The sequence below is a fragment of the Micromonospora sp. DT68 genome (assembly GCF_049847245.1).
Classification (GTDB): domain Bacteria; phylum Actinomycetota; class Actinomycetes; order Mycobacteriales; family Micromonosporaceae; genus Micromonospora; species Micromonospora profundi.
Window position 1 is genome coordinate 358,197 of sequence record NZ_JBNCNZ010000007.1, and the last position, 26,245, is coordinate 384,441.

A 26,245-nucleotide genomic window follows, 5' to 3' on the forward strand; every position below is an offset into this window, starting at 1 on the left:
CGTACCCTCCGCGCAAAAATTGCTATACGGTCGGCGAATGAAGGTCGAGGAGCATTGGTGGAACGGAGACACGACCCCGCGCGGGCGCCGGGACGTGTACATCCGTACTGATGGGCAGGGTTGGGAGGTCCGCGCCCAGATCGGTGGGGCGTCGGGTCGTGAGCGGGTGCAGCAGTGCCCCAGCCGGGCCTCGGCGGCCATCCTGGCCGACGCCTGGCGCGGCACCCACCCATCCTGGCGCGAGCTGAAGCAGCGCTGATCCGGCACCGGGCCGGGCCGGCAACGCTCCTGGGCTCCCGCCCGGCGCGCTCACCGGCCGGCCCGGTGTCCACGTCAACCCGCCGGCACCCCCACCGGCCAAGCTCGGCAACCCGTCAGGCGATCGGGACCGGTAGCACTACGCCTTCGGCCGCTGACCGGTGCGCAAGCTCGATCAGCTCGACGGTGGCCACCGAATCCCGCGGGTCCACAGGCATCGGCGTACCCTCGCGCAACGCCGTGGTCACCTGCGCGTAGAAGCTCTGGTACGCCCCCGGCTCGGTCGGCACCGGGCGCAGATCTCCGTCGACGCCCAGCAGGCCGTACCGCTCCGGCGGGACCTCGCCCCAGCCCGGCTGGTCCGGTCGGCCGCCCTCGTGCAAAGCCGCCTCCTGCACGTCGAGGCCGTACGTGGTGTAGCCGGCCCGGTCACCCAGCACCCGCAGCCGGGGCCCGAGCTGGGCGGTCACCGCACCCATCCACAGGTGCGAGTGCACCCCGTTGGCGTGCGTCAGCGCCACGAAGGCGTCGTCGTCGACAGCCGCGCCCGCACGGCGACGGTCCACCTCCGCGTAGACGCGCTCGACAGGGCCGAACAGCTGCACCGCCTGGTCCACGAGGTGCGCGCCCAGGTCGAAGAGGGCGCCGCCAGCCTCCTCGGGGCCCGCGAGCTCCCGCCAGCCCGGCTTGATCGTCGGCCGGAACCGCTCGAACCGGGACTCGAAGCGCAGCACCCGCCCCAGCTCGCCCCGCTCCACCAGTTGCCGGGCGGTCAGGAAGTCACCGTCCCAGCGCCGGTTCTGGAACACCGTCAGCGGCACCCCGCGCTCGGCTGCCTCGTCGACAAGCGCGCGGCTCTCGGCGGAGGTCGGTGCGAGCGGCTTGTCCACGACGGTCGGCAGGCCAGCGGCCAGCGCCGCCCGGGCCATCGGCACGTGCTGCCGGTTCGGCGTCGCCACCACCACCAGGTCCAGAGCCTCGGGTGTACGCCACAGCGCGTCGGCGTCGTCGACCAGCCGGGCGTCCGGATGGTGCTGTGCGGCCTGCTCGCGCCGCTGCGGATCGCGGGTCACGATGGCGTCGAGTCGCAGCCCTGGCGTCGCGGCTATCAGCGGCGCGTGGAACACCCGACCCGCCAGCCCGTACCCCAGCAGACCGACCCGCAACGCCTCCGACATGCCGTGCTCCTCCCCGGCCCGCGCCCGGATGGCGGCGGCACCGCCTGTCGAATCTACGCCTCGGCGCAGCCGGGCTGATCTAGACCCGGTGCTGGTCAGCCGGCCGGGTCGGCGCGCAGATAGGTGAGAACGGCCAGCACCCGGCGGTTGGTGTCGTCACTGGGCGGCAGGTCGAGCTTCAGCAGGATGTTGCCGACGTGCTTACCGACCGCAGCCTCGGTGACATGCAGCCGGGCCGCGATCGAGGCGTTGGACCGGCCCTCGGCCAGCAGCGCCAGCACCTCGCGTTCCCGGACGGAGAGGGCACGCAGCGGGTCGCGCGGGCGGTGCAGCAGTTGCCGCACCACGTCCGGGTCGATGGCGGTGCCGCCAGCGGTGACCCGGCGCAGCGTGTCGACGAACTCGGTGACCTCGGACACCCGGTCCTTGAGCAGGTAGCCCACCCGCTGGCCGTCGCCGCTGTCCAGCAGCGCCGCCGCGTACCCGGTCTGCACGTACTGGCTCAGGACCACCACCGGGAGCCGGGGCCGCTCGGCGCGCAGCGCGACGGCCGCCCGCAGCCCGTCGTCGCGCCGGTCCGGTGGCATCCGGATGTCGGTAAGCACCAGATCCGGCTGGTGCGTACGGGCCGCGTCCAACAACTCGGGCGCGGAGCCGACGGCGGCGCACACAGTGAAGTCGAAGCGGGTCAGCAGCGCGACCAGGCCCTCCCGCAACAGCACCTCGTCCTCGGCAAGCACGACACGGGTCACCGGGGCCATGGCAGCTCCACCCGGACCAGGGTAGGCCCGCCGGGTGGGCTGGCCAGCAGCAGTCGCCCATCGGCGGCGGCGACCCGATCGGCGAGACCGGTCAGGCCGGTGCCCCGCGACGGGTCGGCGCCGCCGCGTCCGTCGTCGGACACCTCCACGACGAGATCGCCGCCGGCCCGACTCAGGCGGACCTGCGCGCGGGTCGCCCCGGCGTGCCGGACCACGTTGCCGAGCGCCTCGGACACCACGAAGAACGCGGTGGTCTCGACGATCTCCGGCAACTCCCCGTCCAGGTCGGCGGAGACGGTGACCGCGACGGGAGCCGCGTCGGCAAGCTCCCGGACGGCGCCGGCGAGGCCGAGGTCGGTGAGGCTCTGCGGCCGGATGCCGTGCACCAACTGCCGGAGCATCACCATCAGGCCCCGCGCCTGGTCGTGCGCGACCGCGAGGGGCCCTGCGGCGGGGGAGTCCTCTCCCACGTCCAGCCGGGCCAGGCCCAACTGGAGCGTGAGGCTTGTCAGCCGGGGTTGCGCGCCGTCGTGCAGGTCGCGCTCGATCCGGCGCCGTTCCGCCTCGTACGCGCCGACCAGCCGGGTCCGGGACCGGGCGACCTCGCGCAGCGCTGCCGCGTCGACCGGCCGGGCCAGCGTCCACCGCACCACCGCTGCCTGGCCGGCGGCGAGCAGCCCGGCCGCGTACCAGAGCACCGGAACGAGCAGCACGCCCACTATCGCGTACGGGATGGCCTCGCCCGCGGTGTCGACGGTGCCCCAGACGACGATTACCTGCGCGGCGTCGCCGGGCTCCGACGTGCTGTCGAACGCCAGCCACGGGCTCGCGATCAAGCCGATGTCGAGAAGCACCAGCAGCAGGAACACCCAGTACGCGACAGGCGCGACACCGCCGAGGCAGAACAGGTACGCCACCTCGCGCCAGCCGGCCGCGCTGCGGTAGCGGGCGGCCAGGCCGGTCCACCGCGGCACCGGCAGAGGGCGGCCGTCCACGAGGCCGAGGCGCCAGCGTTCGACGACGGCGACCGGGAAGCTCACGATCGGCGCCAGCGCCAGCAGGGTGAGGCTGCCGACGGCCAGGAACAGCATGAGGGGGAGGCCCGGGGGTCGGCCGTGCTGCCGGAGCGCGTTGACGGCGGCCAACAGTGGCGCGCCGATGACGAGAAGCCCGATGGCGAGCACGCCGGCGATCGGCACGGTGCTGACCAGGTAGGCAAGCGCCCGCCACGGCCAGGCGGAGATCAGCCAGTCGCGGCGGCGCAGCGCCTCGGCCAGGTGACGAGGGTGGTCCGGGGTCATGCCGCAGACGCTATTCGCCGACGGCCCGGCGCCCCAGCCGTCCAGACCCCCTTCCGAGGTATGCCCAGCCCTACCCTCGCGTGCGCCGGCCGGGCGTCGTACGGCGTACGGCCGCGTTGTTAGGATTGCCGACCATGGCGAGTCAGCGTAAGGCGAGCGCGGACCCGGCCCGCAGCCTGGCCATCCTGTGGCGCACCCGGGAACCGACCAGTCGCAGCGCCGGCCAAGGGCTCAGCGTCGACCGGATCGTCCGCGCCGCGATCGACATCGCCGACACCGAGGGCCTCGACGCGCTGACCATGCGCAGGGTCGGTGAGGCGCTCGGCGTCGGCACGATGTCGGTATACACGTACGTGCCGGGCAAGACCGAACTCGTCGACGTCATGATCGACACCGCGTACGGCGAGATGCCCCGCACCGCCGGCGACGGCGACTGGCGGGCACGGCTGGAGCGGATCGCCCGGGACAACCTCGCGCTCTACAAGCGCCACCCGTGGATGCTGCGGGCCGAGACGACCCGGCCGGTGCTCGGCCCGCACACGATCGCCAAGTACGACCACGAACTCGGCGCGGTCGCCGACATCGGTCTCACCGACGTGGAGATGGACGCGGTCCTCACCCTCGTCCTCGGGCACGTCAAGAGCGCCGCCCGCGCCGCGTCGGAGGTGCTCGACCTGGAGCGGGACACCGGCATGACCGACGGGCAGTGGTGGCAGTCGCACGCGCCGTGGCTGGAGACGTTCCTGACCGCCGACAGGTTCCCGACCGCGTCCCGGGTCGGCACGGCGGCCGGGCAGCAGCACGGCGCCGCGTACGGCCCGGAGTACGCCTTCGAGTTCGGCCTGCAACGGGTCCTCGACGGGATCTCGGTGGTGGTCGCCGAGCGGTCCCGCTAGCGAATCGACCCGGGCGCCTCGGCGCGGGTGGTACGACTGGGGCGGCGACTGCGGCTGCGGGCCCGGGGGGACGGCGAATGACGAGTGGGCTTCCGGGACGGCTGTTGCAACGGCGGGAGAACCCCCGCCGTACGTCGTTCCTGGAGCTCTTCTTCGACCTGACAGTCATCTTCGCGCTGACCCGGCTCTCCCAGGCGTTCCTGCACGACCTCAGCATCCTCGGCGGCTTCCAGGTGCTGGTGCTGCTGGCGGCGATCTGGTGGGTGTGGTTCGTGACCGCGTGGTCGGCCGACTGGTTCGACCCGCGTGCGCCGCTTATCGTCGCCCTGCTTCTCTGGGTGATGTTCGGCGGCCTGCTGATGGCCGCCGCCGTGCCCACCGCGTTCGACGAGCACGCGCTCGTGTTCGCCGTCGCCTATGTCGCCATCCACCTGGGCAGGGCGGCGTTGCTGCTCCCCGCCCTGCGCGGGCACCCCTTGCAGGTGCGGACGGCAGCGCGATCGTCGCCGGGATACTGCTGCTGATCGTCCTGCTCGACGCGATGCCCGCAATGTGGAGGCGGGAGTCCGTCGACCGAAGCGACGCGGCACCTGGCTAGCCGGCCGGGCTGCCGCCCCGCGTCGACCAGCGACCGGGCACCAGCTGCCGGATCACGCCAGAGTCCGGGGCAGCTCAGGAGTCTTCGGGCTGCCGGTCGGACTCCGCTACGACCGCACGGACCTTGCGCAGGGTGGCGTCGGGCGCACGGATCGCCGTCCGCCACCGGTCCAGTGTGCGGGTGAGGACCCGGACGACGAACTGCAACTGGTTGACCTGCTCGCGCAGCAGCCCCAGCTCCGATCTGGCGCTTATCGCCTGGCCTTCCAACTCGGTGATCCGCGACTGTAGTGGCTGCACGAGGGTCAGGGCGGCCTCGGTGAGGGTGTCGGCCGCGTCGGCCTTGAACTTGCCGCGCTGCACCACGACTGTGGCGATGGCGGCCAGGCCGGTGGTCCCGCCGAGGATGCCGAGCAGGCTGATCAGTATCTGTACCCAGCCCGGCGCCTCGGGGGTCGGTGCTGAGATCACGTGACACCTCCCACGACCCGCCGGTGGGTCGTGCACTGGTGGCCGTAGGCCAGGCAGCGCAGGTCGTTGGCGATCTGGGCGGCCCGCCAGAACGACCCCGCAGGCACCGCGCTGATCAGCGACGCCGCGACGACACCCTGCTGGCCCGACACCGCCACCAGCGCCACCGCGTACATGCCGGTGATGGTGCCGAGCACCAGGACGGACGCGAACTCGATGCCGAGGCTCGTGGAGAGCCGACCGGGCCACAGGATGCCCAGCAGCCCGGCCACCCCGACGACGATCAGGGAGACCTCCCAGCCGAGCCGGATGGGTTCGGGCATCGACAGTTGGACAGACGGTGGTCGGACATCGAGCGCCATCAGCAGGACACCGCAGATGGACGTCGTGACCAGAGCGGCCACCTCGAACGGCTGGTGCTTGGCCCGGACTCGCAGAATTCCCACGGCAACTCCCTGGTCGAGGACCGTGGTCACCCGCCGCCCGCCGGGGGACGTGCCGTGCTGCTGGTCGCGCGTTCGCGGCGCGGTCCGTCGGCGGCCTTCGTCCAGGCGGTGCGTGTGGACGGTCGATGGTCGAGGAGGTGAGCGACTCGCCGTCGTTGGCTGGCCGGTATCTGCCTGTGTATCACCGGCGGGCGGTTCGCGTCCACCTGCGTAACGTCGTGTATCCGCAGGTCAGATGGGGTGCAGAAGGGCTTCGGCCGGGCTGCGCGCAGCGTGACGGGGGGAGGGCCGGCGAACCGGCCACCCTCCCTGTCATAACTATACGTGTCGGGAATTTAACTGAGAGTCATGGGGGTTGTCGATCTATCGCCCCAGCAGGGCGCGCAGCGCCCGGACCACCTCGGCCGGCGCCTCCTCGGCCATGAAATGCCCGCAGGTGACGGTCTGGTGCTCCAGGTCCGGCGCCCAGGCCCGCCACACCTTCGCCGCGTCGTAGCCCAGCGCCGCCCCCCAGTCCTGCTGGAGGACCGTCACCGGCATCCGCAGCAGGTTGCCAGCCGCCCGATCGGCGGTGTCGTGGGCGACGTCGACAGCGGCTGACGCCCGATAGTCGGCCACGATCGAGGGAACCGCCTCCCGGGACGCACGCAGGTACGCGGCCCGCACGTCGGCGGGAATCGCCTCCGGATCGCGTGCCCACAGGTCCAGGAAGTAGCCGAAGAACGCGTCCGGGCTGCCACCGATCAGCTGCTCGGGCAGGCCCTGCGGCTGCGCCATCAGGTACAGGTGGAACGCGACAGCCGCCGAGACACCGTGCAGCACGTCCCACATGTCCAGGGTGGGCAGGATGTCGAGCAGGGCGAGTCGGCTGACCGCCGCCGGATGGTCGAGGCCCGCCCGGAACGCGACAAGGGCACCCCTATCGTGACCGGCAAGCGCGAAGCGGTCGTGACCGAGCGCGCCGGCCAGCGCCACGATGTCCGCCGCCATGGTGCGCTTGGCGTACGCGTCGCCGTCGGTGTCCACGGGCTTGTCGCTGTCGCCGTACCCGCGCAGGTCGGGGCAGATGACTGTGTGATCGGCGGCCAGGTCGGCCGCGACGTGCCGCCACATGAGGTGGGTCTGCGGGAAACCGTGCAGCAGCACGATCGCCGGCCCGGAGCCGCCCACGGCGGCGCTGAGCGTCACACCGTCGGCGACGGTGACGCGGCGGTAGTCGAAACCGTTGATCCTCGGGTCCACGGGGAACCTTCCTGATGAGCGGGGTCGGCGGGGGCGGGTGCCCGTCGCCGTCGTACCTGATCGAGCCTGGCCGGCGGGCATCAGCGACCGGTCAGCGACGGATCAGCACCGGCCGGCCGAGGTGGCCCCGGACGCCCGCCTAGATTGGTCCTGTGACCAGGCAGCAGGCCGCACCCGTGGCGGTGACCTTCGGCGTGCTCGGGCCGGTGACCGCCGCGACGGAACGGGGCCCGGTCGCGCTCAAGGGGCCCCGGCAGCGCACCGTGCTGGCCCGGCTGCTGATCGCCAGGGGCCGGGTCGTGCCTGTGGAACGCCTCGTCGACGACCTGTGGGAGAGCCCTCCCGGCGGCGCGGTGGGTGCCATCCGCACCTTCGTCGCCGACCTGCGGCGGGCGCTGGAGCCGGACCGGCCGCCCCGGCAGCCACCCCGACTCCTGGTCACCGAACCCACCGGGTACGTGCTGCGGGCCGCCCCGGACGCGGTGGACGCCGGGCGGTTCGAGGCTGCGGTCGGCGAGGCGGGACGGCTGCTCACGGCAGGACTGCCCGCACCGGCCCTGGACGCCGTGGACGCGGCCCTGGAGTTGTGGCGCGGGCCCGCGTACGCCGACTGTGCGGGTGAGATCTGGGCGGCCGCGGAGATCAACCGGCTGGACGAGCTGCGGATGCTTGCCGTCGAGCGACGCGCCGAGGCGCTGCTGGCGCTGGGTCGGCCGGACGAGGCAGCCGCCGACCTGCCCGCCCACCTCGCCCACCACCCGCTGCGGGAGGACGCCTGGCGGTTGCTCGCTGTCGCCCGGTACCGCTCCGGCCGACAGGGCGAGGCGTTGGCCGCGCTGCGCGAGGCGCGCGACGTCCTGGTGGCCGAGCTGGGTCTGGACCCGGGACCCGAGCTGCGGCAGCTGGAAGCCGACATCCTGGCCCAGGCGCCCCACCTAACCAGCACCGCGCCGCCGCCAGCCAGGCGAGTCGGGTCGCCGCAGCCATCCGGTCGGGTCGACTCGACGCCGCAACCAGGTCGAGTCGGCTCGACATCCGGTCGGGTCGGCTCGCCGCCGCAACGGCCGTTCGTCGGCCGGGACGCGGAACTTCAGCGGCTGCGGCACGCCGCCGAGGCCGTCGCCCGCTCCGGCCGGCCCGCGCTCGCCCTGCTCAGCGGCGATCCGGGCGCCGGCAAGACCGCACTGGCCGAGGCGTTGACCCGCCGGCTCACCGCCGAGGGCTGGGCGACGGCGTGGGGTCGCAGCCCGGAGTACGAGGGCGCCCCGGCAGCCTGGCCGTGGACCCAGATCACCGACGCGCTCACCGGACCGACAGCGCTGGCCGGGCCGGCGGCGCTTACCGGGTCGACGGCGCTGGCCGAGCCTGCCGGAGGTGGGTCCGAGGGCGCAGGCGATCCGGCGGTGGCCCGGTTCCGCAGGCACCGCGCGGTGGCATCGCTGCTCTCGGGCGTCGCCGACCGGGGTCCGCTGCTGGTGGTCCTTGACGACCTGCACCGCGCCGACGGGGACACGCTCGACCTGCTGACCGGGCTGCTCACCGGCCCGCAGCCGGCGACCGGACCGGTGCTGATTCTCGGCACCTACCGGGCCACCGAGATCAACCCCGAGCTGACCGCCGCGCTGGCCCGCTCCGCCAGCCTGGAACCGGTACGGGAGTACCTGGCCGGCCTGTCCGACGAGGCGACCGGCGAACTGGCCCGTGCCGTCGCCGGGGTGGAGCTGGACCCGCCGACGGTCCGGCTTATCCACCACCGCAGCGGCGGCAACCCGTTCTTCGTACGCGAGCTGGCCCAGTTGTACGTGGGTGAGGGCGCTGTCGCGCTGGCGGCAGTGCCACCGGGAGTGCGCGACGTCATCCGGCACCGCGTCGGGCAGCTGCCCGAACCGACCCGTACCGTGCTGCGGCAGGCGGCAGTGCTCGGCCGCGACCTCGACCCGGAGGTCCTCGGTGCGCTCACTGACGACCCGGAGGCGGTGCTGGACGCCTGGACCGCGCGTTGCAGGCCGGTTTCCTGACCGAGGGGGAGTCCGACGGGCAGCTACGGTTCACCCACATCCTGGTCCGCGACACCCTCTACGCCGACCTGTCAGCTCCCCGCCGCGCCGCCTGGCACGCCGCGGCGGCTGACGCGCTGCAACGGCGTCAGCCGGTCGACCCGGCCGCGCTCGCGCACCACCTGCTGCACGCCGGGGGACCGGACGCCGCCCGGCGGGCTGCCGGCTACGCGCGTACCGCCGCCGAGGTGGCCGAGCGGGCCGGCAACCCGCACGAGGCGGCCCGGCTGTGGGCGCAGGTCATCGAGGCGTACGACAGGGCCGGTGGGACCGAGCGGCGCGAGCGGCTGAGCGCGGTGCTCGGCCTCGGGCGGGCGCTGGCGGTGACGGGCCGGCTGGCCGAGGCGCGGCGGTACCGGGCCGGGGCGATCGCCGACGCGGAAACCGTCGGTGACCCCCGGCTGACAGCGGCGGTGCTGGCCGGCTTCGACGTGCCCGCCATCTGGACCCGCAACGACGACGACCTGCTCTCCGGGCGCATCGTCCGCGCCGCGGAACACGCCCTGGCCGGTCTGGGATCGACCGGCTCGGCGCAGCGCAGCCGGCTGCTGAGCACGCTCGCGTTGGAGCTGCGCGGCAGCACCGGTGACAGTGGTCGCCGGGCCGCCACCGAGGCCGAGACGATCGCCCGGACCGCCGGGGACGCCGGGCTGCTGGCCTTCGCGCTCAACGCGCGCTTCATGCACGCCTTCGACAGGGTCGGGTTGGCCACCGAGCGGGCGCGGATCGGAGAGCAGCTCATCGACGTCGCCGCCCGGCACCAACTGGTGACCTTCGAGGTGCTGGGCCATCTCATCCTGGTCCAGGCGTGCTGCGCGCGCGCCGACCGCGCCGGGTCCGACGCGCACGCCCGCGCCGCCGACCGCCTCGCCCAGCGGTACGAGCTGCCGCTGGTCGGCGTCTTCACCGGCTGGTACGCCGCGTTGCGCCTCGCCCTTGACGGCGACCGGGCCGCCGCGGCCCAGGCGTACCGGGCGGCTGCCGACCGGCTGCCCGCCGACGACATGCCGGGCCTGACCCGTGGGCTGCTCCCGCTCGCGCTGCTCGGCCTGCACCTGGACGCCGCCGCCAGCGCCGACCTGCCGGCGCGCGCCGATCGGCAGGTCGACGCCGGGGGACCGGTTGCGGGCCTGGACGTCGAGGACTGGGCCAGCCTGGACTGGGGGCCGCACGAACCGTGGGTCCGACCGCTGCTGCTCGCCGCCGCCGGCGACCGGGACGCTGCCCGCACCGCGCTGCGGACCCTCCCGGACGGCCCGCACGACCTGCTGCGGGAGACCCGGCTCTGCCTCATCGCCCAGGCGGCGCTCGCGGTGGAGGACCGATCCACGATGGAGTACGTCGCCGCAGCGCTCCGCCCGGCCGCCACTGAACTGGCCGCCGGCAGCGGGGTCCTCACCGCCGGCCCGGTAGCGGGTCACCTCGCCGGGCTGGCCGCGGCACTGGGCCGCCCCGAGGAAGCGGCCGACCACCTCCGTACCGCCCGAGCGGTCACCGCCCGCGCCCGCGCCTGAGTCGTCACCGCCGCCGCGGCGTGCGCGTCGTCGTCGACCGACAAGGGGTGCTGCCGCGTTCCGGGGGCCGGTCGACTTGCCGGTTCTCGTGGAACTGTCCGGCGGCGTGCGGTCAGATGGAGGCACCGGCGCGTGCCGTCGTCGCCACGGATCGAGGGAGGTACGCGTGGAGGCGCTCGTCCTGATCGTGGTGCTGGGCGTGACAGTCCTGCTCGGCACCACCCTCGGTGGCCGGTACCGCGTCGCGCCGCCGGTCCTGCTCATCGCGTTCGGCGTCCTGCTCGGGCTGACACCGCCGTTGTCCGAGCTGACCCTGGAACCGGACCTGGTGCTGCTGATCTTCCTGCCGGCGATCCTCTACCGGGAGAGCCTCACCATCAGCCTGCGCGAGATCCGGGCCAACCTGCCGGTGATCGGGCTGCTCGCCGTGGTGCTCGTGCTGCTCACCATGGTCACGGTGTCGCTTACCGCGCAGGCGTTCGGGGTGCACCCCGCCCCCGCGTGGGTGCTCGGCGCGGTTCTCGCGCCGACCGACGCCGCCGCGGTCACCGGTCTGGCGAAACGGCTGCCCCGCAAGCTCCTCACCACCCTGCACGCGGAGAGCCTGATCAACGACGGCACCGCCTTGGTGATCTTCGCGGTGGCCGTGGGTCTGCTCACCGGCGCCGCGGAGCCGGGTGTGCTGGGCATCAGCGAGGAGTTCGTCGGCGCCAGCGCCGGTGGTGTGCTCGCCGGGCTGCTGGTGGGTGGCTTCGTGGTGCTGATTCGCAAACGGCTCGACGATCCGCTGCGCGAGGGCGCGTTGAGCGTGCTGACGCCGTTCGGCGCGTTCCTGCTGGCCGATTCGGTGCACGCAAGCGGTGTGCTCGCGGTGGTCGTCGCCGGCCTGGTCCTCGCCTACGCCGGTCCACGGGTGATCCGCGCCCGTTCCCGCGTGCTTGCCTACGCGTTCTGGGACCTGTCCACGTTCCTCATCAACGGCGGCCTGTTCGTCCTGCTCGGCACCCAGATCCCCCGGGCCGTCCGGGGCATCACCAGCACCTCGCCGCAACGGGCCCTGATGATCGTGGTGGTGGTCACCTCGGTCGTGATCGCCACGCGGCTGCTGTTCGTCTACCTGACGAGCGAGTCGGCGATGCTGTTGCGCCGCCGGGCACCGACCGACAGCAACGGCGGGGCGTCCCGATGGCGGGTCGGCACCGTCGCCGGCTGGGCCGGGTTCCGGGGCGCCGTCTCGCTGGCCGCGGCGCTTGCCGTCCCGACGATGACGGTCGCCGGCCGTCCGGTGGTCGAACGCGACCTGATCATCTTCGTCACCGCGTTGGTCATCGTGTTGATCATGCTGGTGCAGGGCACCACACTGCCGCTTGTGGTGCGCTGGGCGGGGCTGGGCGGCGACCCCGGGCGCGACGAGGAGGTGCGGCAGGCGCGGCTACGCGCCACCGAGGCCGGCCTGGCCGCGTTACCCCAGGTCGCCGCGGACATCGGTGCCGGGGAGGACGCGGTTCGCCGGTTGCAGGCCGAGTACCAGCGGCACCTGGCGGACGTGAACGAGGGCGGCGGGGACACCGCCGAGGAACGTGACCTGGAACGTCAACTGCGCCTCGGAATTCTCGCCCACAAACGGCGCGAGGTCACCCGCCTGCGCGACAGGCGGGAGATCGACGACCTCGTGCTGCTGGAGTTGCAGGCCGCGCTCGACAACGAGGAGATCCGGTTGCTGGGGCGCGGCCCCGAGGACTGATGTCGCGGCTCAGAGCACCTGATCGAGGAAGCGGCGCAGCCGTGGGTGCTCGGCCCCCTCGAAGATCCTCTCCGGAGGGCCGGCCTCCAGCACCACGCCCCGGTCCATGAAGGCGACGGTGTCGGCTACCTGCCGGGCGAAGCCCATCTCATGGGTGACCACCACCATCGTCATCCCGCCGGAGGAGAGGTCGGCCATCACCCCGAGCACGCCCTTCACCAGTTCGGGGTCGAGCGCCGAGGTGGCCTCGTCGAAGAGCATCACCTCGGGTCGCAGGGCCAGCGCCCGGGCGATCGCGACGCGCTGCTGCTGGCCGCCGGAGAGTTGCGTCGGCCGGGCGTCGGCCTTGCCTGCCAACCCGACCAGCTCCAACTGGGCGCGGGCGACAGCTACCGCCTCGTCCTCGCTGAGCTTGCGCAGCCGGCGCAGCGCCAGGGTGATGTTGCGCAGCACGCTCATGTGCGGAAAGAGGTTGAACTGCTGGAAGACCATGCCCACCCGCTGCCGCAGCGCGTCCGGGTCGTCGCCCAACACGCTGCGCCCGTCCAGCAGCACGTCGCCGCGGTCGGGCTCGATGAGCCGGTTGAGGGTACGCAGCAGAGTGGACTTGCCCGACCCGGAAGGCCCGATCACGCAGGCCGTCGCACCGCGCGGCACTGTCAGGTCGACGCCGCGCAGCACCCGGTTGGGCCCGAAGGCGAGGTGTACGTCCCGCGCGTCGAGGCTGACCGAGGTGGTCGTCGCGATGCTCATCGGCGGTCTCCTTCCGGGATGCCGGCAAGCGCCGGCTCGTCCTCGTCGTCGTCCGGTGGCGCGGTGGCCGGCCGGCCGAGGCGCAGCCGCCGGTCGATCCAGTTGACGATGTGCGTCAGCGGGACTGTCAACGCCAGGTAGAAGAGCCCGGCCAGCAGCAGCGCGGACTGGTTGCCGGTGTTTGCCGCATAGTCCTGCCCGATCCGGAACAGCTCGCGCTGGCTGGCCACCAGCCCGAGGAAGTAGACCAGGCTGGAATCCTTGATCAGCGCGATGAGCTGGTTGACCCAGGCGGGCAGCACCCGCCGGATGCCCTGCGGAATGATCACCAGCCGCATCGAGTCGGCCCAGGAGAAGCCGAGCGCGCGGGCGCCCTCCAACTGGGCGGCCTCCACCGACTGGATGCCCGAGCGGAAGATCTCACCGATGTACGCCGACGCGATGAGCGACAGCGCCAGAATGCCCAGCGGGTACGGGTCGGGCCCCCAGACCTCCATGCCGAGCGGGGCGAGCCCGACGCCGATCAGCAGGATCGTGGCCGCCGCAGGCAACCCCCGGAAGATGTCGGTGTAGACGCGCGCCGGCCAGCGCAGCCATCGGCTGCGGGAGATGCCGGCGACGGCGAGCAGCAGGCCCAGCACCGAGCCGAGCAGGGCGGCGGAGACCGCCAGGATCAGGGTGTTGGGCAGCCCGACGGTAAGCATGTCGGGCAGTGCCTCGCGCATCGACCTCCAGTCGAAGAAGGTCTCCCAGAGGGTGCTCAACGGATCCATCGGTCGCCTCTCCTACCGCCCTGCTCGCTCGTCACTGGTACGCCGTCAGGACGCGGCGGACGCGGACGCAGCCGCCGACGGCACTGCCACCGTGCCGCTGCCCGGCTTGAAGTCCTCCGGAACCGGCCGGCCCGGGTAGTACTGCGCCTGCAACCGGCTCCACGTGCCGTCCGCGATGACCTCGTCGAGGCCCTTGTTCAGCGCCTCGCGCAGCTTGTCGTTGCCCTTTGCCACCGCGTACGCGGTCGGGGTGGGGCTGAGCTGCTTGGCCGCCACGGTGATCTTGCCGTTGCTGTCGGCGGCCAGCTTGTCGCCGATCTCGGCCGGGGCGATCCACGCGTCGGCGGTGCCCGCCTTGAGCTGGTTGATCGCGCTGTTGTAGTCCGGCACGCGGACCGGGTCGAGCTTCTGCCCGGTGGCGTAGTCGTCCTGGACGGTGCCCTGCACCACGACGACCCGCTTGCCGGCGAGCTGGTCGAAGCCGGTGATCGGCGAGCCGGCCGGAACGTCCAGGCCGAAGTAGCCGAAGTCGTAGCCGTTGCCGAAGTCGACTGTCTTCTTCCGCGCCTCGGTGATCGTGATCGAGGAACTGCCGACGTCGAACTTGCGGTTGTTGACCTGGGACAGCAGCGCGGAGAAGTCGGTGCCGACGAACTCGACCTTCAGGCCGAGCTTGTCGGCGACCGCCGTGAGCAGGTCGTTGTCGAAGCCAGTGAACTTGCCGTCCTTGAGGAACACGTTCGGCGGCGCGTCGGAGAGCGTGCCGGCCCGCAGCACGCCGGGCTGCGCCAGGTTGTACGGGTTGCCGGTGGCCTCGGACGAAGCGTCGTCGGAGCCGCAGGCGGTGAGCGCGGTCGCGGCGAGGATCGCGGCGGCACCGACAGCGGCGGCACGGGTCAGAGCAGGAAGGAATCGCACGAGTGTCTCCGAAAGGTCGCGTCTGGGGCGGGCGTGGACGTGCGCCGCCCACGGTGCGCCCGATGAGGGCGTACCGCTTGGGTGGTTCTTGGAAAGGGGAAGTGCGCTAGTGCGCTGCGCGGCCGCGACAGGCGGCGCTGCACACCCGCATCATGTCCACGTGCCGCCGCCGGATCAGTACCGGCGCGCCCTGACCTGCGCGGAAGTCCGCGCCGTCGGCTTGTGGATCGGTGTTGAGGATGCGCATAGAGGTCTCCCGGGTCTGTGCTGACCTGGGTGCCAGGCCACGCTTGCACCGGCGTCCTGCCGGTGCCTGGTCTTCACCCGGGGCACCCCACCGCGGAGGAGGGTTGCCGGCCAGCAAGCCGGGGCTTCGCGCTGGCACTCATGACCTGCGCCGAGGCTAGCAGCAGACCCCGGTCCATCGTCCAGCCGATATGACCACGCTCACCGTCCGTCCCTGGTCAGCCGGCATGCACGTGTGGCCGGCGCGTCGGGTCGGGTTCCTGGCGGCGCAGGATCTCCCGGGTGACCGAGGCGATCTCGCCCTGCCCGAACGCCAGGTAACGCAGCACGTTGCGGGCCGGGCCGCCCTCGGTCCACTCGAAGTAGATGTGGGGACGTCGCCCGCTGCGGTCGCGGATCTCCAGCAGCAGGGCGGCCAGCGCGTTGGGCACCGACGAACTGGCCAGGCTGAGCACCGGGAAGCGGTCGTGCGCCACGCTGCCGCGCACCAGCAGCCCGGTCTCGAAGTCCGACGGATCGGTGACGCGGACCTCGACGAAGACGACGTCGCTGTCGTCGGGGAAGTCGTTGTCGGCCATTGTCTGCGCGAGCTTGTCGCGGTACTCGGCCAGGTCGCGTCGCTCCGGCTCGTGGGCGATGAGGCGGATCCGACGCCCGGCACGCTCGGCGACGAACGCCGTCGCGAGCGGGTCCAACTCGACCCGGTCGACACGCAGTTCGAAGGCCCGCAGCACCCGCGACAGCGCCGACACCAGGATCATCGCGCCGATGAAGCAGGCGGCGATCTTGACGCCGTCGGGGCGTTGCACCACGTTCGCCGCCGTCGTGTAGACGAACACCACGGCGATGATCCCGAAGGCGATCATGCGCCCGCGCTGCCCGCGCCGCCGTGCCGCGAGGGTCACCGCCGTCGACGCCGAGGTGATCAATACCAGAACGCCTGTGGCGTACGCGCCGCCCTGCGCGTCGACGCTGGCCCTGAAGATGATCGTGATCAGGAAGGCCACCCCGGTGAACACCAGCACCAGCGGCCGGACCGCCCGCGCCCAGGCCGGCGCCATGCCGTACCGGGGCAGATAGCGGGGCACCAGGTTGAGCAGGCCGGCCATCGCCGAGGCGCCCGCGAACCAGAGGATCCCGATCGTCGACAGGTCGTACGCCGTGCCGAACACCTGGCCGAGATTCTCGTGCGCCAGATAGGACAGGGCCCGTCCGTTCGCCGGGCCACCCGGCTGGAACGCCTCGGGCGGAATCAGCACGGTGGTGGTCACGCTGCTGGTGATCAGGAAGACGCTCATTGTGGCGGCGGCGGTGGTGAGCAGGCGGCGCGCGCCGCGGATCCGGCCCAGTGGACGGTCCTCCGAGTCCTGCCGGTCCCCCCGGATGTGCGGCATCACCGCCACACCCGTCTCGAAGCCCGACAGGCCCAGCGCCAGCTTCGGAAACACCAACAGGGACAACGCGACGACCATCAGCGGGTCGCCGTGCCCGGTGGTCAGCGCGGTGGTCCAGTCCCCGACCGCGCTCGGATGGGTCACCACCTGCCACAGCGCGTCGACGATCACCACGGCGTTCAACGTCAGGTAGACAGCGACCAGGACGACGGCGATCCCGACGGCCTCACCGAAGCCCTTGAGGAACACCGCGCCGAGCAGCGCCACGAGCAGCAGCGTGAGCAGCACCTCGTGACCCTTGAGGCCACTGGGCCAGAACGGGTTCTCGTCGAGGTGGGCGGTGGCGTCGGCGGCGGACAGGGTGATGGTGATGATGAAGTCGGTGGCCGCGAAACCGAGCAGCACCAGCACGAACAGCTTGCCCGGCCAGTAGCTCAGCAGGCGTACCAGCATCGCGATGGAACCTTCACCGTGCGGGCTGTCCACCGCCACCCGCCGGTAGACCGGCAGCGCGCCCAACAACGTCACAAGCACCAGCACAAGGGTCGCCACCGGCGAGAGCGCCCCGGCGGCAAGCGCCGCGATGCCCGGCTGGTAGCCGAGCGTCGAGAAGTAGTCGACGCCGGTCAGGCACATCACCTTCCACCACGGGTGGTTCCGTTGCGCCGGTGGGCGGGCGTGCAGGCCCTGCGGCACGGGCCGCTCCGACGCGTCGGCGAGCAGCCAGCGTCGCACCCGGTCGGTCCGCCGGCCGGCGCGCCTGTCAACCTCCATCGGCGCTACCCCCGTCCCGCCCATGGTCACCGCGAGTATCCGTCGGCGCACCGGCGCCCGTCCGCCGGTGCGGGGAAACCGTCGATCGCGGGCGTCTGGCGGGCGGCGCGCCGACGGGTTTCGGGCTGCGGGCCCGGGGGAAAGCAGCGCGTCCCGGTGGGGAGGCCGCCGGACGGGCGGCACCGGAAAAGGGAGCGGGTCATGGTCGGCGGCCGTCGGTTCCGCCCGGGTGGTGGCTTCGGCCGTCAGCTCGACGAGTACGAGACCCGCGTCGGCGTGCCACCCACGGGGGAACCGCCCACCGCGCCCGCCGGGGGACTGATCGACAGCGCCGTCTACGTCCAGGGGCACCGGTTCGCCTCGCCGAACGGCCTCGCCGACACGTACCGCTGCCTCCAGGAGCAGGCCGACGCGATGGCCTGGATCGGGCTGTACCGGCCCGACATCGACCAGATCACCTCGCTGGCCCGGGAGTTCCGCCTGCACGACCTGGCGGTCGAGGACGCGATCAACGCCCACCAGCGGCCCAAGCTGGAGCAGTACGGCCACACCCTGTTCGTGGTGCTGCGCGCCGCCCGCTACGACGACATGCGGGAAGAGGTCGAGTTCTCCGAGCTGCACCTGTTCATCGGGCCGGACTTCGTGGTGACGGTCCGGCACGGTGAGGCCCCCGACCTGGCCGCGGTGCGACGACGGATGGAGGCCGACGCGCCGATGCTCGCCCAGGGTCCCGAGGCGGTCCTGTACGCGGTCCTCGACCAGGTCGTCGACGGGTACGCGCCGGTGGTGGCAGGGCTGGAGAACGACATCGACGAGATCGAGACGCAGGTCTTCGGCGGTGACCCGAACGCCAGCCGGCGCATCTACGGGCTCAGCCGGGAGGTAATCGAGTTCCAGCGGGCCGCCCGACCGCTACTGGCCATGCTCGGCGCGCTGGCCGGCGGCGACGGCGCCGACGAGGAACTGAGCCGCTACCTGCGGGACGTCACCGACCACCTCACCCAGGTGGTGGAGCGGGTGGACGGTTTCCGGCACCTGCTCCAGAGCATTCTCACCGTCAACGCCACCCTCGTCTCGCAGCAGCAGAACGAGGAGATGCGCAGCCTCACCGCCGCCAGCTACGCGCAGAACGAGGAGCTGAAGAAGGTGTCCTCGTGGGCGGCGATCCTGTTCGCGCCCACGCTTATCGGCACCGTGTACGGCATGAACTTCGTCCACATGCCCGAGCTGCACTGGCGCTTCGGGTACCTGTTCGCGTTGCTGCTCATGGTGCTGGTCTGCGGCACCCTCTACCTGATCTTCAAGCGGCGTGGCTGGCTGTGAGGGGCCGCCGAAAGGTCACTCGATGCCGCGCAGGATGTGCCGCTCGTCCTCGATGTCGTCGTCACCGGCGCTGATCCGGCCGAGCAGCACGGCGGCGGCCCAGATGGTAAGTGGCGTGGCCGCCCCGGTCATGCCGCCGCCGGTCCGGTCGTCCCGGGTCTGGCTCCGCTGGTTGCGCGGTGGCCTGCGCTGAGCCTGCATGGGCACTGCCTCTCCTCGTCGAAGCCGCCTTCGGCGAAGCGGTGTGCTCCCGCGCCACCGGCCGGGCCACCCGCATCCTGGCGGGTCGACACCGGTACGGCATCCACGTCGAACCATCCCACGGCCGGCCACATCCGCACCGCCTGTTTTCGGTTTCCCGACTGTCGCCTGCCAAACCGGACATTCGCCCCTACGCTCCTGGTCACCACGCCGCGGGCAAGAGCATGATCAACGTTGCGGCCGGGGTTTGACCGTGGAGTGCCGGCGGTACCTGATCCCCAATCGACAAGGGAGACGTGACCTGTGGACGTGAGTGACCTTCTGACCGAAACCTACGACCGGCTGCCCGACCTTGTCCGCTCGGCCGTCGACGGGCTCACCCCGGAGCAGCTGCGCTGGGCGCCCGGACCGGGCGCCAACTCGATCGGCTGGCTGGTCTGGCACCTGACCCGGGTCCAGGACCATCACGTCGCCCACCTGCTCGACGCCGAGCAGCTCTGGGCCAGCGGTGACTGGGCACAGCGGTTCGGCCTGCCCGCCGACCCGGACGACACCGGCTACGGCCACACGCCGGAGCAGGTCGCGGGCGTACGCCCGGAGAGCGCGCAGGCCCTCATCGACTACTACGCGGCCGTCTCGGCGCGTACCGGATCGTTCCTGGCCGGGTTGCGACCGGCGGACCTGGACCGCGTGGTCGACGAGTCATGGGACCCGCCGGTCACCCTCGGCGTGCGGCTGGTCAGCATCGCCGAGGACGACCAGCAGCACGCCGGCCAGGCCCACTACGTGCGCGGCCTGCTCGAAGCCGGCTGACCGGAGCCCGTCGGCTCACGGCACGATCACCGCCCGACCCTCGAGCGTGCCCTCGCGCATCTGGCGGTACGCGTCCATGGCGTCGTCGAGCGCGAACGTGGTGGTCTTCGGCCGGATCAACCCCTGCGCGCCCAGTTCGAGCACCTCGATCAGCTCGGGACGGCTGCCCCAGTAGGTGGTCGCGATGCTCACCTCGTAGGGCACCGAGAAGAACGACACCGGCAGGGTGCCGCCGCCGATGCCCACGATCGTCAGGTCGCCAACGGTACGGGCCACCGCCACGCCGAGCGCCAGCGTGGCGTCCGCGCCCACGAAGTCGAGCACCACGTCCGCGCCCCGGCCCCCGGTGGCCGCGCGGATCTCCTCGGCGGCGGTCGGGCCGGACGTGACGGTCTGGTCGGCGCCGCACTCCTGCGCCAACCGCAGCGCGTCCGCACGGGTGTCCACGGCGATCACCCGGGCGGCAGTTGTGGCCTTCAGGATCTGCACGCCGACGTGGCCCAGCCCGCCGACGCCGATGACGACAGCGGTGCTGCCCGGCGGCAGCTTCGGCCAGGAGCGCCGGATGGCGTGATACGGGGTGAGACCGGCGTCGGTGAGCGGCGCCGCCTCCACCGGATCGAGGCCGTCGGGCAGCGGCACGATGTGCCGCGCGTCCGGCACCAGCTCGTACTCGGCCATGCCGCCGTCCAGGCCGAGCCCGCCACCGCCACCGGGCACCGGCGCACCGGCCGGATTCTCGCAGTACGGGTCGACGCCGACGCGGCAGCGGGCGCAGGTGCCGCAGCCCCACGGCCCGTACACCGCGACGGGTTGACCGATCGTCAGTCCGGTCACGCCGTCGCCGACGGCATGCACCCACCCCGCGTTCTCGTGGCCCAGGGTGAACGGTGGGTTCCACGGCACCGAACCGGGCTCGAATTCGTCCATGAGGTGCAGGTCGGAGTGGCAGGCGCCAGCAGCGCCGATGCGCACCACAACCTCGCCCGTTCCGGGAGTCGGCTCGGGCACCTCCATCAGTTCCGGTTCCGACTTCCACTGCCGTAGCCGCAGCGCACGCATTCCGATACCTCCCATAGGTCTGGCTTGCCGGTGCCTGCCCGCTCCGGGAGGCGGCAAACAGCCCTCGGCCTGGTCACCGCGCGGACCTGCCCGCATCACCCTGATCGGGTGAGCCGGACTCATCCCGACGCGGGTGATCCTGTGGCAATGCCGGGAGAGGGGACGTGATGGGCGGCACGACGGCGGTGCAGTTCCTGCAACACCTGGACGCCGGCCGGCGCTATGAACTGCCGGAGACCACCTCCGGGACGGTGCGGCTGGACCTGCGCTGCGAAGGCTGCACCGACCACTGGTACCTGACGATCGCCGACCGGCACGGCACCGTCAACCAGTCCTGGAAGGACTCCGCCGACGCCATCGTGGACGCGTACGGGCGGGAACCCGCCTTTCCCCGGGCCACCTGCGAGGCGCAGGGCTACGCGTACGACGCCAAACGGCGGGGCGCGCGACTGGCACGCGAATGCTGGGGAGACCCCGAGTACGCCGACCGGCTGGAACGGGAGGCGGCGGCGCTGAAGGAGCGGTTCAACAGGGACTTCTGGTTGCCGCACCGGGAGTACTACGCGTTGGCCCTGGACCCGTACGGCGAGCCGGTCGACGCCCTGTCGTCGAACATCGGGCACCTGCTGTGGAGCGGGATCGTCCCGGACGACCGGGCCGAGGCAGTCGCCGAGCATCTCGTCGGGCCGCAGCTGTTCAGCGGCTGGGGGGTGCGTACGTTCGCCACCGGCCAGCGGCCGTACAACCCGGTGGGCTCGCACCTGGGATCGGTGTGGCCGTCGGACAACGCGCTGATCGCCGCCGGGTTGCGGCACTACCGCTTCGACGCGCACGCGGCCCGGATCGCGGCGGGCATCTTCGACGTGGCGCAGACGCTCGGCGGGGCGGTGCCGGAGGTGATCGCGGGCTACGAGCGCAGTCTCACGAAGTATCCGGTCCAGCTGCCCGTGGCCGGTCGGCCCCAGTCGTGGTCGTCGGGTGCGCTGCTGATGCTGCTGGGCACGCTGCTGGGTCTGCGACCCACCGGCGAGAACCTGCTGGTGAACCCGGCCCTGCCCACCGGCTTCGGACGCCTAGAGCTGCTGGGCATCCCCGGCCGGTGGGGCCTCCTGGACGCGTACGCCGGGGACCGCCGGCTGAGTCGGCCCCGCGTCGACTGACCGTCCACCGTCCGCGTGATGATCAACCGGAGAACCCGCGTCCGCTGAGCAGGGCGCCAGGAGACGGCTACGCGCCGGCCGTTGGTGCCGACTACGTGCCGGCCGCCGGCGGCGGCTGCGTGACGGGCGGTGCGGCCCGGGCGCGGCGGAAGGCGAGCACGGCACGACTCTCGCCGGTCAGTTCGCCGGGGCGCGGCGCGGCGCGCACCGCCGTCAGCAGCCGTGCCACAGGCAGTGGGTCGGCTGGCGAGTCGACGAGACGACCATCGAGCAGCCGCTCGCTGGTCACCCGGTCCAACTGTTCTGAGGTCATCTCGTGACCCTCAGCGCCGCGTCCCGGGCCGACGTCACATCAGGCCCGCCTCAGGGCTCAGCCCATCGTCTTGGCGCCGTCGATCGCCTCGCGCAGGATGTCGGCGTGCCCGGCGTGCTGGGAGGTCTCGGCGATCAGGTGCAGGAGCACCCGGCGAACCGTCCACGCCGCACCCGGCTCGAACCACGGCGCCTCGGGAAGCGGGTGGGCCGCGTCCAGGTCGAGGGTGCCGATCAGGTCGTCCGTCCGGCTGGACACCGCGTGGAACCGCTCGACCAACCCGGCGAGCGTCTCGTCGGGCGCCATCTCGAACTGACCGACCCAGTCGACGGGCTCACGCTGCATCTCCTCCGCGCCACCGACGGCGAAACGCATCCAGCGTTCCTCAGTGGTGGCCACGTGCTTGACGAGGCCGCCGAGGCACAGCTCGCTGACTGTGGTGCGCGTCGCCGCCTGCTCGTCGGTGAGCCCGTCGACGGTCTGCAACAGAAAACCCCGGTGTCGGCGCAGCGACTGGAGCAGGTCGGCCCGTTCGCGGGTGCGGTCAGTTGTGGTCATTTGCGGCAGCCCTCCGTCGATATGCGCTCCGCCGCAGCGTAGGACCGGGGCCCGACATTTCTCGGCCCCTCGCGGCCGCCGCGCGTGAGCCCTCACAGGTTGCCGATCCGCCCGGAGAGCGGTCCACTGAATGACATGGGTGTCATTAGGGTGGGTACGTCCTCCTGGGCCGACCAGTCGCTGCTGCGCTCCGGGTGGTACCCGCGCTCGGCGAACACACCGGCGCGCCGGTTGGGCTTCTACGCCGGCCGGTTCCCACTGGTCGAGGTGGACACGTCCTACTACGCGATCCCCGTGCCCGAGGTGACGCAGGGCTGGGTGGACGCGACACCTGACGACTTCACATTCGACGTCAAGGCGTTCAGCCTCTTCACCGGCCATCCCACACCGGTCGCCACACTGCCCCGCGACCTTCGCCCGGACGCCGGCCCGAGCCGGATCCGTTGGCGTGACCTGCCCGAGTCGACGTACGACGAGCTGTGGGCCCGGTTCCGGACGGCGCTGGACCCGATCGCGGGCGCCGGCAAGCTGGGTGCGGTGCTGTTGCAGTTCCCGCCATGGCTGGCGCGCGGCGCCGCAGCGGAGCGTCGCATCGTCGAGCTGGCGCAGCGCTGCCGGCCGTGGCGTGTCGGGGTGGAGCTGCGACACGGGTCCTGGTTCGACGGTCCGGCCGCAGCCGACACCCTGGATCTGCTGCGTGCGCATGACCTGTCGTTGGTCTGCGTCGACATGCCGCAGGGGCACCCGTCGTCGGTGCCGCCCATCCTGACCCGAACGGCGGAGCCGGCGATCGTCCGGTTCCACGGCCACAGCGACGCCTGGCGGGACGGCGACAAGCAGGAGAAGTTCCGCTACGCGTACGCCGAGGAGGAGTTACGGCGTTGGGCCGGGCGGTTGGCCGAGCTGGCCGACCCGGCCGACGAGCTGCACGTGCTGTTCAACAACTGCTGCGCCGGTCAGGCACAGCGCGACGCGACACGGATGGCGCAGCTGCTCACCGAGACTCTGCTCGGCGACGAGGCCGAGCGGAGGACCGTCCCCGCGGTCTCCGGCACCTGACGGGCGGGGCCACCGGGCTGACCCCGCCCCGGCGAACGGCCGCTCGACCACCGGGCCGGCCACGGCGAGTCCGGTCTTTCAGGAGCGCCGGCCGCGACTGCGCAGCGCGTCCTGGGTTCGGTCGTTGACGTCCGCGTCGTCGGGAAAGGACCGACCGCTGGGCGCCGGGTCGGGAGGCGCGGTCGGTCCGGCCGATGCCGTACGGGTCGGCTCCACCGAGCCGAAGCCGTGCCGTCCGGCCGGGTCACGCCGGCCCGCCGGCGCTCCGGCGCGACGTTCCCCGCGCCGTCCCTCGGGCACCGCCGCCTCCTCGCTGCCCTCGTCCAACGGCGAGTCCTCGCCCGTACCCCAGGGCGGTTCCGCGTCGAAGCCGCCGTCGGCCTTCCACGGCTGGGTCGCCTCCGGCTCCAGCCGGTCGCCCTCGCCACTGCGTCCCTCGTGTGCCGTCATGGCCACCTCGCTCGTCGGTCCACCGCAATTGGAGGGTGTGGGCCGGCCGGTGCCCCGCCGTCGAGGTGTCGGCGGGACGCCGGCCGGGCCGGGACGGTCAGCGCCCGGCCATCGCCATCTGTCGCTTGCCGACGCCCATACCCATCTTGGCCATCGATTTCGGGGCACTCATCAGCCCGCTGGACCGGCCGAGCAACCCGCGCAGGACCTGGCCGGGCTTCTGCTGCTCGCCCATGTACGCGGTCACCACCACAAGGGTTCCGGTAATCGCCGGAACGGCCCACTGGAGCAGCTTCATCTGCCGCTGTGAGGAGGCCACACTTGCCGGTGTCTGGTGATTGGGCTCGGTGATGCCGTTCACGGGCGGGTTGCCCGCCTTCTCCAGCCGCATGCCGACCAGGCGGCTGTAGCCGGTCACCGCGAGCGCGCCGATGGTAAGCGCCGTCTTGATGGCGCTGGCCCGGGCAACCCCGGACTGGGCGGCCACCCGTGGGCTCTCCGTCACCAGTTCGCCGACCGCGCCGGCCAGGTGGGCGCCGATAGCTGCCGCGTTGACCGGGGTCCACCTGGACCATCCCGCCGATGCGATCGGGAGCCGCTGGGTCGAATCGTTGATTTTCGCCGCTGCGCTGTTGACGCCAAGCGCTCCCATCAGGGAGCCGCCGAACCAGGCCGCCAAGCCCAGATCGTGCATGGAGCGCAGTGCGGTGTGCCGTTCGGACATCTGATCCCCTTCCGCCGTGTCGGGCGCTGCGGCTTACCCGCCGCCCGGGTGGCTAACCCCGCCCCGGGCCGGCCGATCCGTGCCGCAGCGGGCACGTCGCGGACACCCGGGTCCGCGGGGCGACAGCAGGAGTCGTCCGGGCGGTGGCGGGTAGATCCCACCGACCCGACGAAAGAGGGGAACGTCATGTCGCAGCCGGAGGAGAGCAGGGAGAAGACCGCCACCACCGACCCGGTGCTCATGCACCCGGACAACGACCCGCACAAGAACATCGCCGAGGTGGCCCCGCGCAAGGACCATGGCGAGATCCAGGTGGAACGCGACGACGAGCTGGTCCCGCTCGACCAGGACGAGTGAGTCGGCCCGGCCGTGCGGCTCGGGCTCAGCGGGCTGGCAGGTCCTCGGCGAAGCGGGCCACCTGCTGAGCCAGCGGTGTGCTCGCGCGGACCCAGGTGAAGTGGTCCAGCTTCGCGCCGGCCTGCTCCACCGTGTACCGCTGCCGGCTCACCGGGGCGGCGGCCAGCTTCCCGCAGAGGTGGTCAACCGTCTCGTGCGGGGTGTACTGGTCGTCGTCGACGCTGACCGCGAGCACAGGGGTCCGCACGGCGCGTACCGCCGCTTCGGTGTCCGTACCGTCGAGGTGGGGGAAACGGCCGGTTCGCGCGGTGTGTGCCCAGTCGCGGATGACGCCGCGTGCCTGCCGGCCGCCGAAACCCCAACCCGGCCAGACGCCGAGCAGCGCCGCGGTGGCGGCGATCCCCTGGGTGTACGGCAGCACGCCGTACCCTCGTCGGCCCGGGTAGGTGCGCCAGTAGGGGATGCCGACCGCGACAAGCGCCAACCCGTCGACCGCGTCGCCGCCGTCGAGGGCCAGGTGCAGGAGCGCGGCCTGCCCGCCGAGGGAGTGACCGAGCAGCACCCGGGTACGCCCGTCCAGGCGGGGCTTCAGCGCGGCCAGGACGGCGCCGACGTCGCTTGCCAGCTCGGCATAGCCGTACCGGTCGGCGCGGCTGGGCGCGGGAGTGCTCGTGCCGGTGCCGCGGAGGTCGGCGACCACCACGGCGAGGCCGGCGGCGCGTAACTCCGCGGCGAACGGCCGGTAGTAGCGGGCACGGACCCCCATCGCGGGCCAGATCACCACGACCGGGGCGCCGGGCGGGCCGTCCGGCTCCGGATAGATCTGTACGCCGATCCGGGCGCCGTCGACGTCGACGAACTCCTGCGTGTACTCCGGGTCCCCGTTCACCGGCTCAGCCTAG

The 26,245-nt window shown here is 72.4% G+C and carries 27 protein-coding genes, 1 pseudogene and 1 riboswitch; of the genes and pseudogenes, 11 read left to right on the forward strand and 17 right to left on the reverse strand.

The window, feature by feature from the left end:
- Positions 1-37: 37 nt before the first annotated feature.
- Positions 38-259, forward strand: coding sequence for a hypothetical protein (locus tag ACPXB1_RS16230; protein ID WP_030335934.1), 222 nt, complete (start codon positions 38-40; stop codon positions 257-259).
- A gap of 115 nt (positions 260-374) precedes the next feature.
- Here the strand turns inward: ACPXB1_RS16230 and ACPXB1_RS16235 are convergent, their stop codons facing one another.
- From ACPXB1_RS16235 to ACPXB1_RS16245, 3 genes are all read right to left on the reverse strand, one after another.
- Complete coding sequence (locus tag ACPXB1_RS16235; RefSeq protein WP_355595484.1) at positions 375-1,436, reverse strand: Gfo/Idh/MocA family oxidoreductase; 1,062 nt, start codon at positions 1,434-1,436, stop codon at positions 375-377.
- 95 nt (positions 1,437-1,531) lie between these two features.
- A complete protein-coding gene (locus tag ACPXB1_RS16240; protein WP_355595482.1) occupies positions 1,532-2,197 on the reverse strand; it encodes a response regulator transcription factor in 666 nt (221 codons plus the stop codon).
- Positions 2,185-3,498 carry a sensor histidine kinase gene (locus ACPXB1_RS16245; protein WP_355595480.1) on the reverse strand — a complete coding sequence of 438 codons (1,314 nt, stop codon included), beginning with the start codon at positions 3,496-3,498 and terminating at the stop codon, positions 2,185-2,187. The genes ACPXB1_RS16240 and ACPXB1_RS16245 overlap by 13 nt, the downstream gene beginning before the upstream one ends.
- 134 nt (positions 3,499-3,632) lie before the next feature.
- Here ACPXB1_RS16245 and ACPXB1_RS16250 point away from each other — a divergent pair, with 134 nt between their 5' ends.
- Together ACPXB1_RS16250 and ACPXB1_RS16255 are read left to right on the forward strand one after the other, a co-directional pair.
- Complete coding sequence (locus ACPXB1_RS16250; RefSeq protein ID WP_355595478.1) at positions 3,633-4,394, forward strand: TetR/AcrR family transcriptional regulator; 762 nt, start codon at positions 3,633-3,635, stop codon at positions 4,392-4,394.
- Positions 4,395-4,471: 77 nt separating this feature from the next.
- Positions 4,472-4,918, forward strand: coding sequence for a low temperature requirement protein A (locus tag ACPXB1_RS16255; RefSeq protein ID WP_355595476.1), 447 nt, complete (start codon positions 4,472-4,474; stop codon positions 4,916-4,918).
- Positions 4,919-5,066: 148 nt separating this feature from the next.
- Here ACPXB1_RS16255 and ACPXB1_RS16260 read toward each other — a convergent pair whose 3' ends face one another.
- From ACPXB1_RS16260 to ACPXB1_RS16270, 3 genes are all read right to left on the reverse strand, one after another.
- Entirely contained in the window at positions 5,067-5,462 is a 396-nt protein-coding gene (locus tag ACPXB1_RS16260; RefSeq protein ID WP_355595474.1) for a hypothetical protein, read from the reverse strand.
- Positions 5,459-5,908: a hypothetical protein gene (locus ACPXB1_RS16265; RefSeq protein WP_355595472.1), complete on the reverse strand. Its 450-nt coding sequence runs from the start codon at positions 5,906-5,908 to the stop codon at positions 5,459-5,461. The genes ACPXB1_RS16260 and ACPXB1_RS16265 overlap by 4 nt, the downstream gene beginning before the upstream one ends.
- 363 nt (positions 5,909-6,271) lie before the next feature.
- A complete protein-coding gene (locus ACPXB1_RS16270; protein ID WP_355595470.1) occupies positions 6,272-7,150 on the reverse strand; it encodes an alpha/beta fold hydrolase in 879 nt (292 codons plus the stop codon).
- Between the two features lie 152 nt (positions 7,151-7,302).
- Here ACPXB1_RS16270 and ACPXB1_RS16275 point away from each other — a divergent pair, with 152 nt between their 5' ends.
- The 3 genes from ACPXB1_RS16275 to ACPXB1_RS16285 all read left to right on the forward strand — a co-directional run bounded on the left by ACPXB1_RS16275 (position 7,303) and on the right by ACPXB1_RS16285 (position 12,465).
- A complete protein-coding gene (locus ACPXB1_RS16275) occupies positions 7,303-9,168 on the forward strand; it encodes a BTAD domain-containing putative transcriptional regulator (RefSeq protein ID WP_425735476.1) in 1,866 nt (621 codons plus the stop codon).
- The gene (locus tag ACPXB1_RS16280) at positions 9,150-10,721 is read left to right on the forward strand and encodes a hypothetical protein (RefSeq protein WP_425735477.1); all 1,572 of its coding nucleotides are present in this window, start codon (positions 9,150-9,152) and stop codon (positions 10,719-10,721) included. The genes ACPXB1_RS16275 and ACPXB1_RS16280 overlap by 19 nt, the downstream gene beginning before the upstream one ends.
- 166 nt (positions 10,722-10,887) lie before the next feature.
- The gene (locus ACPXB1_RS16285) at positions 10,888-12,465 is read left to right on the forward strand and encodes a Na+/H+ antiporter (protein ID WP_355595466.1); all 1,578 of its coding nucleotides are present in this window, start codon (positions 10,888-10,890) and stop codon (positions 12,463-12,465) included.
- 9 nt (positions 12,466-12,474) lie between these two features.
- On the opposite strand, the gene ACPXB1_RS16290 is transcribed toward ACPXB1_RS16285, so the two are convergent.
- The 4 genes from ACPXB1_RS16290 to ACPXB1_RS16305 all read right to left on the reverse strand — a co-directional run bounded on the left by ACPXB1_RS16290 (position 12,475) and on the right by ACPXB1_RS16305 (position 17,323).
- Complete coding sequence (locus ACPXB1_RS16290; RefSeq protein WP_355595528.1) at positions 12,475-13,212, reverse strand: amino acid ABC transporter ATP-binding protein; 738 nt, start codon at positions 13,210-13,212, stop codon at positions 12,475-12,477.
- Between the two features lie 2 nt (positions 13,213-13,214).
- Complete coding sequence (locus ACPXB1_RS16295; protein WP_355595464.1) at positions 13,215-13,991, reverse strand: amino acid ABC transporter permease; 777 nt, start codon at positions 13,989-13,991, stop codon at positions 13,215-13,217.
- Positions 13,992-14,036: 45 nt separating this feature from the next.
- Positions 14,037-14,909: an ABC transporter substrate-binding protein gene (locus ACPXB1_RS16300; protein WP_355595462.1), complete on the reverse strand. Its 873-nt coding sequence runs from the start codon at positions 14,907-14,909 to the stop codon at positions 14,037-14,039.
- 281 nt (positions 14,910-15,190) lie between these two features.
- Positions 15,191-15,302, reverse strand: a riboswitch (SAM riboswitch).
- Between the two features lie 71 nt (positions 15,303-15,373).
- Positions 15,374-17,323, reverse strand: a complete 1,950-nt coding sequence (locus tag ACPXB1_RS16305; RefSeq protein ID WP_355595460.1) for an amino acid transporter — start codon at positions 17,321-17,323, stop codon at positions 15,374-15,376.
- A gap of 201 nt (positions 17,324-17,524) precedes the next feature.
- On the opposite strand from ACPXB1_RS16305, the gene corA reads away from it, so the two are divergent.
- The gene (gene corA / locus ACPXB1_RS16310) at positions 17,525-18,646 is read left to right on the forward strand and encodes a magnesium/cobalt transporter CorA (RefSeq protein WP_355595458.1); all 1,122 of its coding nucleotides are present in this window, start codon (positions 17,525-17,527) and stop codon (positions 18,644-18,646) included.
- A 15-nt stretch (positions 18,647-18,661) separates the two neighbouring features.
- Here the strand turns inward: corA and ACPXB1_RS16315 are convergent, their stop codons facing one another.
- The gene (locus ACPXB1_RS16315; RefSeq protein WP_355595456.1) at positions 18,662-18,853 is read right to left on the reverse strand and encodes a hypothetical protein; all 192 of its coding nucleotides are present in this window, start codon (positions 18,851-18,853) and stop codon (positions 18,662-18,664) included.
- 297 nt (positions 18,854-19,150) lie between these two features.
- Between ACPXB1_RS16315 and ACPXB1_RS16320 the strand changes: the two genes are divergently transcribed.
- A complete protein-coding gene (locus ACPXB1_RS16320; protein ID WP_355595454.1) occupies positions 19,151-19,660 on the forward strand; it encodes a mycothiol transferase in 510 nt (169 codons plus the stop codon).
- A gap of 15 nt (positions 19,661-19,675) precedes the next feature.
- Here the strand turns inward: ACPXB1_RS16320 and ACPXB1_RS16325 are convergent, their stop codons facing one another.
- The gene (locus ACPXB1_RS16325; RefSeq protein ID WP_355595452.1) at positions 19,676-20,722 is read right to left on the reverse strand and encodes an NAD(P)-dependent alcohol dehydrogenase; all 1,047 of its coding nucleotides are present in this window, start codon (positions 20,720-20,722) and stop codon (positions 19,676-19,678) included.
- 317 nt (positions 20,723-21,039) lie between these two features.
- Between ACPXB1_RS16325 and ACPXB1_RS16330 the strand changes: the two are divergent.
- Positions 21,040-21,882, forward strand: a pseudogene (locus ACPXB1_RS16330) (amylo-alpha-1,6-glucosidase); the annotation flags it as partial.
- Positions 21,883-21,973: 91 nt separating this feature from the next.
- On the opposite strand, the gene ACPXB1_RS16335 reads toward ACPXB1_RS16330, so the two are convergent.
- The gene (locus ACPXB1_RS16335) at positions 21,974-22,195 is read right to left on the reverse strand and encodes a hypothetical protein (RefSeq protein ID WP_355627970.1); all 222 of its coding nucleotides are present in this window, start codon (positions 22,193-22,195) and stop codon (positions 21,974-21,976) included.
- A 57-nt stretch (positions 22,196-22,252) separates the two neighbouring features.
- Positions 22,253-22,753, reverse strand: coding sequence for a DinB family protein (locus ACPXB1_RS16340; RefSeq protein ID WP_355595449.1), 501 nt, complete (start codon positions 22,751-22,753; stop codon positions 22,253-22,255).
- A gap of 135 nt (positions 22,754-22,888) precedes the next feature.
- Between ACPXB1_RS16340 and ACPXB1_RS16345 the strand changes: the two genes are divergently transcribed.
- Positions 22,889-23,812, forward strand: a complete 924-nt coding sequence (locus ACPXB1_RS16345) for a DUF72 domain-containing protein (protein ID WP_355595448.1) — start codon at positions 22,889-22,891, stop codon at positions 23,810-23,812.
- Positions 23,813-23,890: 78 nt separating this feature from the next.
- Here ACPXB1_RS16345 and ACPXB1_RS16350 read toward each other — a convergent pair whose 3' ends face one another.
- Positions 23,891-24,262 (reverse strand): hypothetical protein, encoded by a 372-nt coding sequence (locus ACPXB1_RS16350; RefSeq protein WP_355595446.1) that lies wholly within the window; start codon positions 24,260-24,262, stop codon positions 23,891-23,893.
- Positions 24,263-24,359: 97 nt separating this feature from the next.
- Complete coding sequence (locus tag ACPXB1_RS16355) at positions 24,360-24,986, reverse strand: hypothetical protein (protein ID WP_355595445.1); 627 nt, start codon at positions 24,984-24,986, stop codon at positions 24,360-24,362.
- Between the two features lie 186 nt (positions 24,987-25,172).
- Between ACPXB1_RS16355 and ACPXB1_RS16360 the strand changes: the two genes are divergently transcribed.
- The gene (locus tag ACPXB1_RS16360) at positions 25,173-25,343 is read left to right on the forward strand and encodes a hypothetical protein (RefSeq protein WP_355595443.1); all 171 of its coding nucleotides are present in this window, start codon (positions 25,173-25,175) and stop codon (positions 25,341-25,343) included.
- A gap of 25 nt (positions 25,344-25,368) precedes the next feature.
- On the opposite strand, the gene ACPXB1_RS16365 is transcribed toward ACPXB1_RS16360, so the two are convergent.
- Positions 25,369-26,232, reverse strand: coding sequence for an alpha/beta hydrolase family protein (locus ACPXB1_RS16365; protein ID WP_355595441.1), 864 nt, complete (start codon positions 26,230-26,232; stop codon positions 25,369-25,371).
- Between the last annotated feature and the right edge of the window lie 13 nt (positions 26,233-26,245).

What these genes read in the sequence shown, in the direction of transcription:
- ACPXB1_RS16230 (WP_030335934.1), top strand. Translation starts at nt 38, where the DNA reads ATGAAGGTCGAGGAGCATTGGTGGAACGGAGACACGACCCCGCGCGGG.
- ACPXB1_RS16235 (WP_355595484.1), bottom strand. Translation starts at nt 1,436, where the DNA reads ATGTCGGAGGCGTTGCGGGTCGGTCTGCTGGGGTACGGGCTGGCGGGT.
- ACPXB1_RS16240 (WP_355595482.1), bottom strand. Translation starts at nt 2,197, where the DNA reads ATGGCCCCGGTGACCCGTGTCGTGCTTGCCGAGGACGAGGTGCTGTTG.
- ACPXB1_RS16245 (WP_355595480.1), bottom strand. Translation starts at nt 3,498, where the DNA reads ATGACCCCGGACCACCCTCGTCACCTGGCCGAGGCGCTGCGCCGCCGC.
- ACPXB1_RS16250 (WP_355595478.1), top strand. Translation starts at nt 3,633, where the DNA reads ATGGCGAGTCAGCGTAAGGCGAGCGCGGACCCGGCCCGCAGCCTGGCC.
- ACPXB1_RS16255 (WP_355595476.1), top strand. Translation starts at nt 4,472, where the DNA reads ATGACGAGTGGGCTTCCGGGACGGCTGTTGCAACGGCGGGAGAACCCC.
- ACPXB1_RS16295 (WP_355595464.1), bottom strand. Translation starts at nt 13,991, where the DNA reads ATGGATCCGTTGAGCACCCTCTGGGAGACCTTCTTCGACTGGAGGTCG.
- ACPXB1_RS16305 (WP_355595460.1), bottom strand. Translation starts at nt 17,323, where the DNA reads ATGGAGGTTGACAGGCGCGCCGGCCGGCGGACCGACCGGGTGCGACGC.
- corA (WP_355595458.1), top strand. Translation starts at nt 17,525, where the DNA reads ATGGTCGGCGGCCGTCGGTTCCGCCCGGGTGGTGGCTTCGGCCGTCAG.
- ACPXB1_RS16325 (WP_355595452.1), bottom strand. Translation starts at nt 20,722, where the DNA reads ATGCGTGCGCTGCGGCTACGGCAGTGGAAGTCGGAACCGGAACTGATG.
- ACPXB1_RS16335 (WP_355627970.1), bottom strand. Translation starts at nt 22,195, where the DNA reads ATGACCTCAGAACAGTTGGACCGGGTGACCAGCGAGCGGCTGCTCGAT.
- ACPXB1_RS16340 (WP_355595449.1), bottom strand. Translation starts at nt 22,753, where the DNA reads ATGACCACAACTGACCGCACCCGCGAACGGGCCGACCTGCTCCAGTCG.
- ACPXB1_RS16345 (WP_355595448.1), top strand. Translation starts at nt 22,889, where the DNA reads ATGGGTGTCATTAGGGTGGGTACGTCCTCCTGGGCCGACCAGTCGCTG.
- ACPXB1_RS16350 (WP_355595446.1), bottom strand. Translation starts at nt 24,262, where the DNA reads ATGACGGCACACGAGGGACGCAGTGGCGAGGGCGACCGGCTGGAGCCG.
- ACPXB1_RS16355 (WP_355595445.1), bottom strand. Translation starts at nt 24,986, where the DNA reads ATGTCCGAACGGCACACCGCACTGCGCTCCATGCACGATCTGGGCTTG.
- ACPXB1_RS16360 (WP_355595443.1), top strand. Translation starts at nt 25,173, where the DNA reads ATGTCGCAGCCGGAGGAGAGCAGGGAGAAGACCGCCACCACCGACCCG.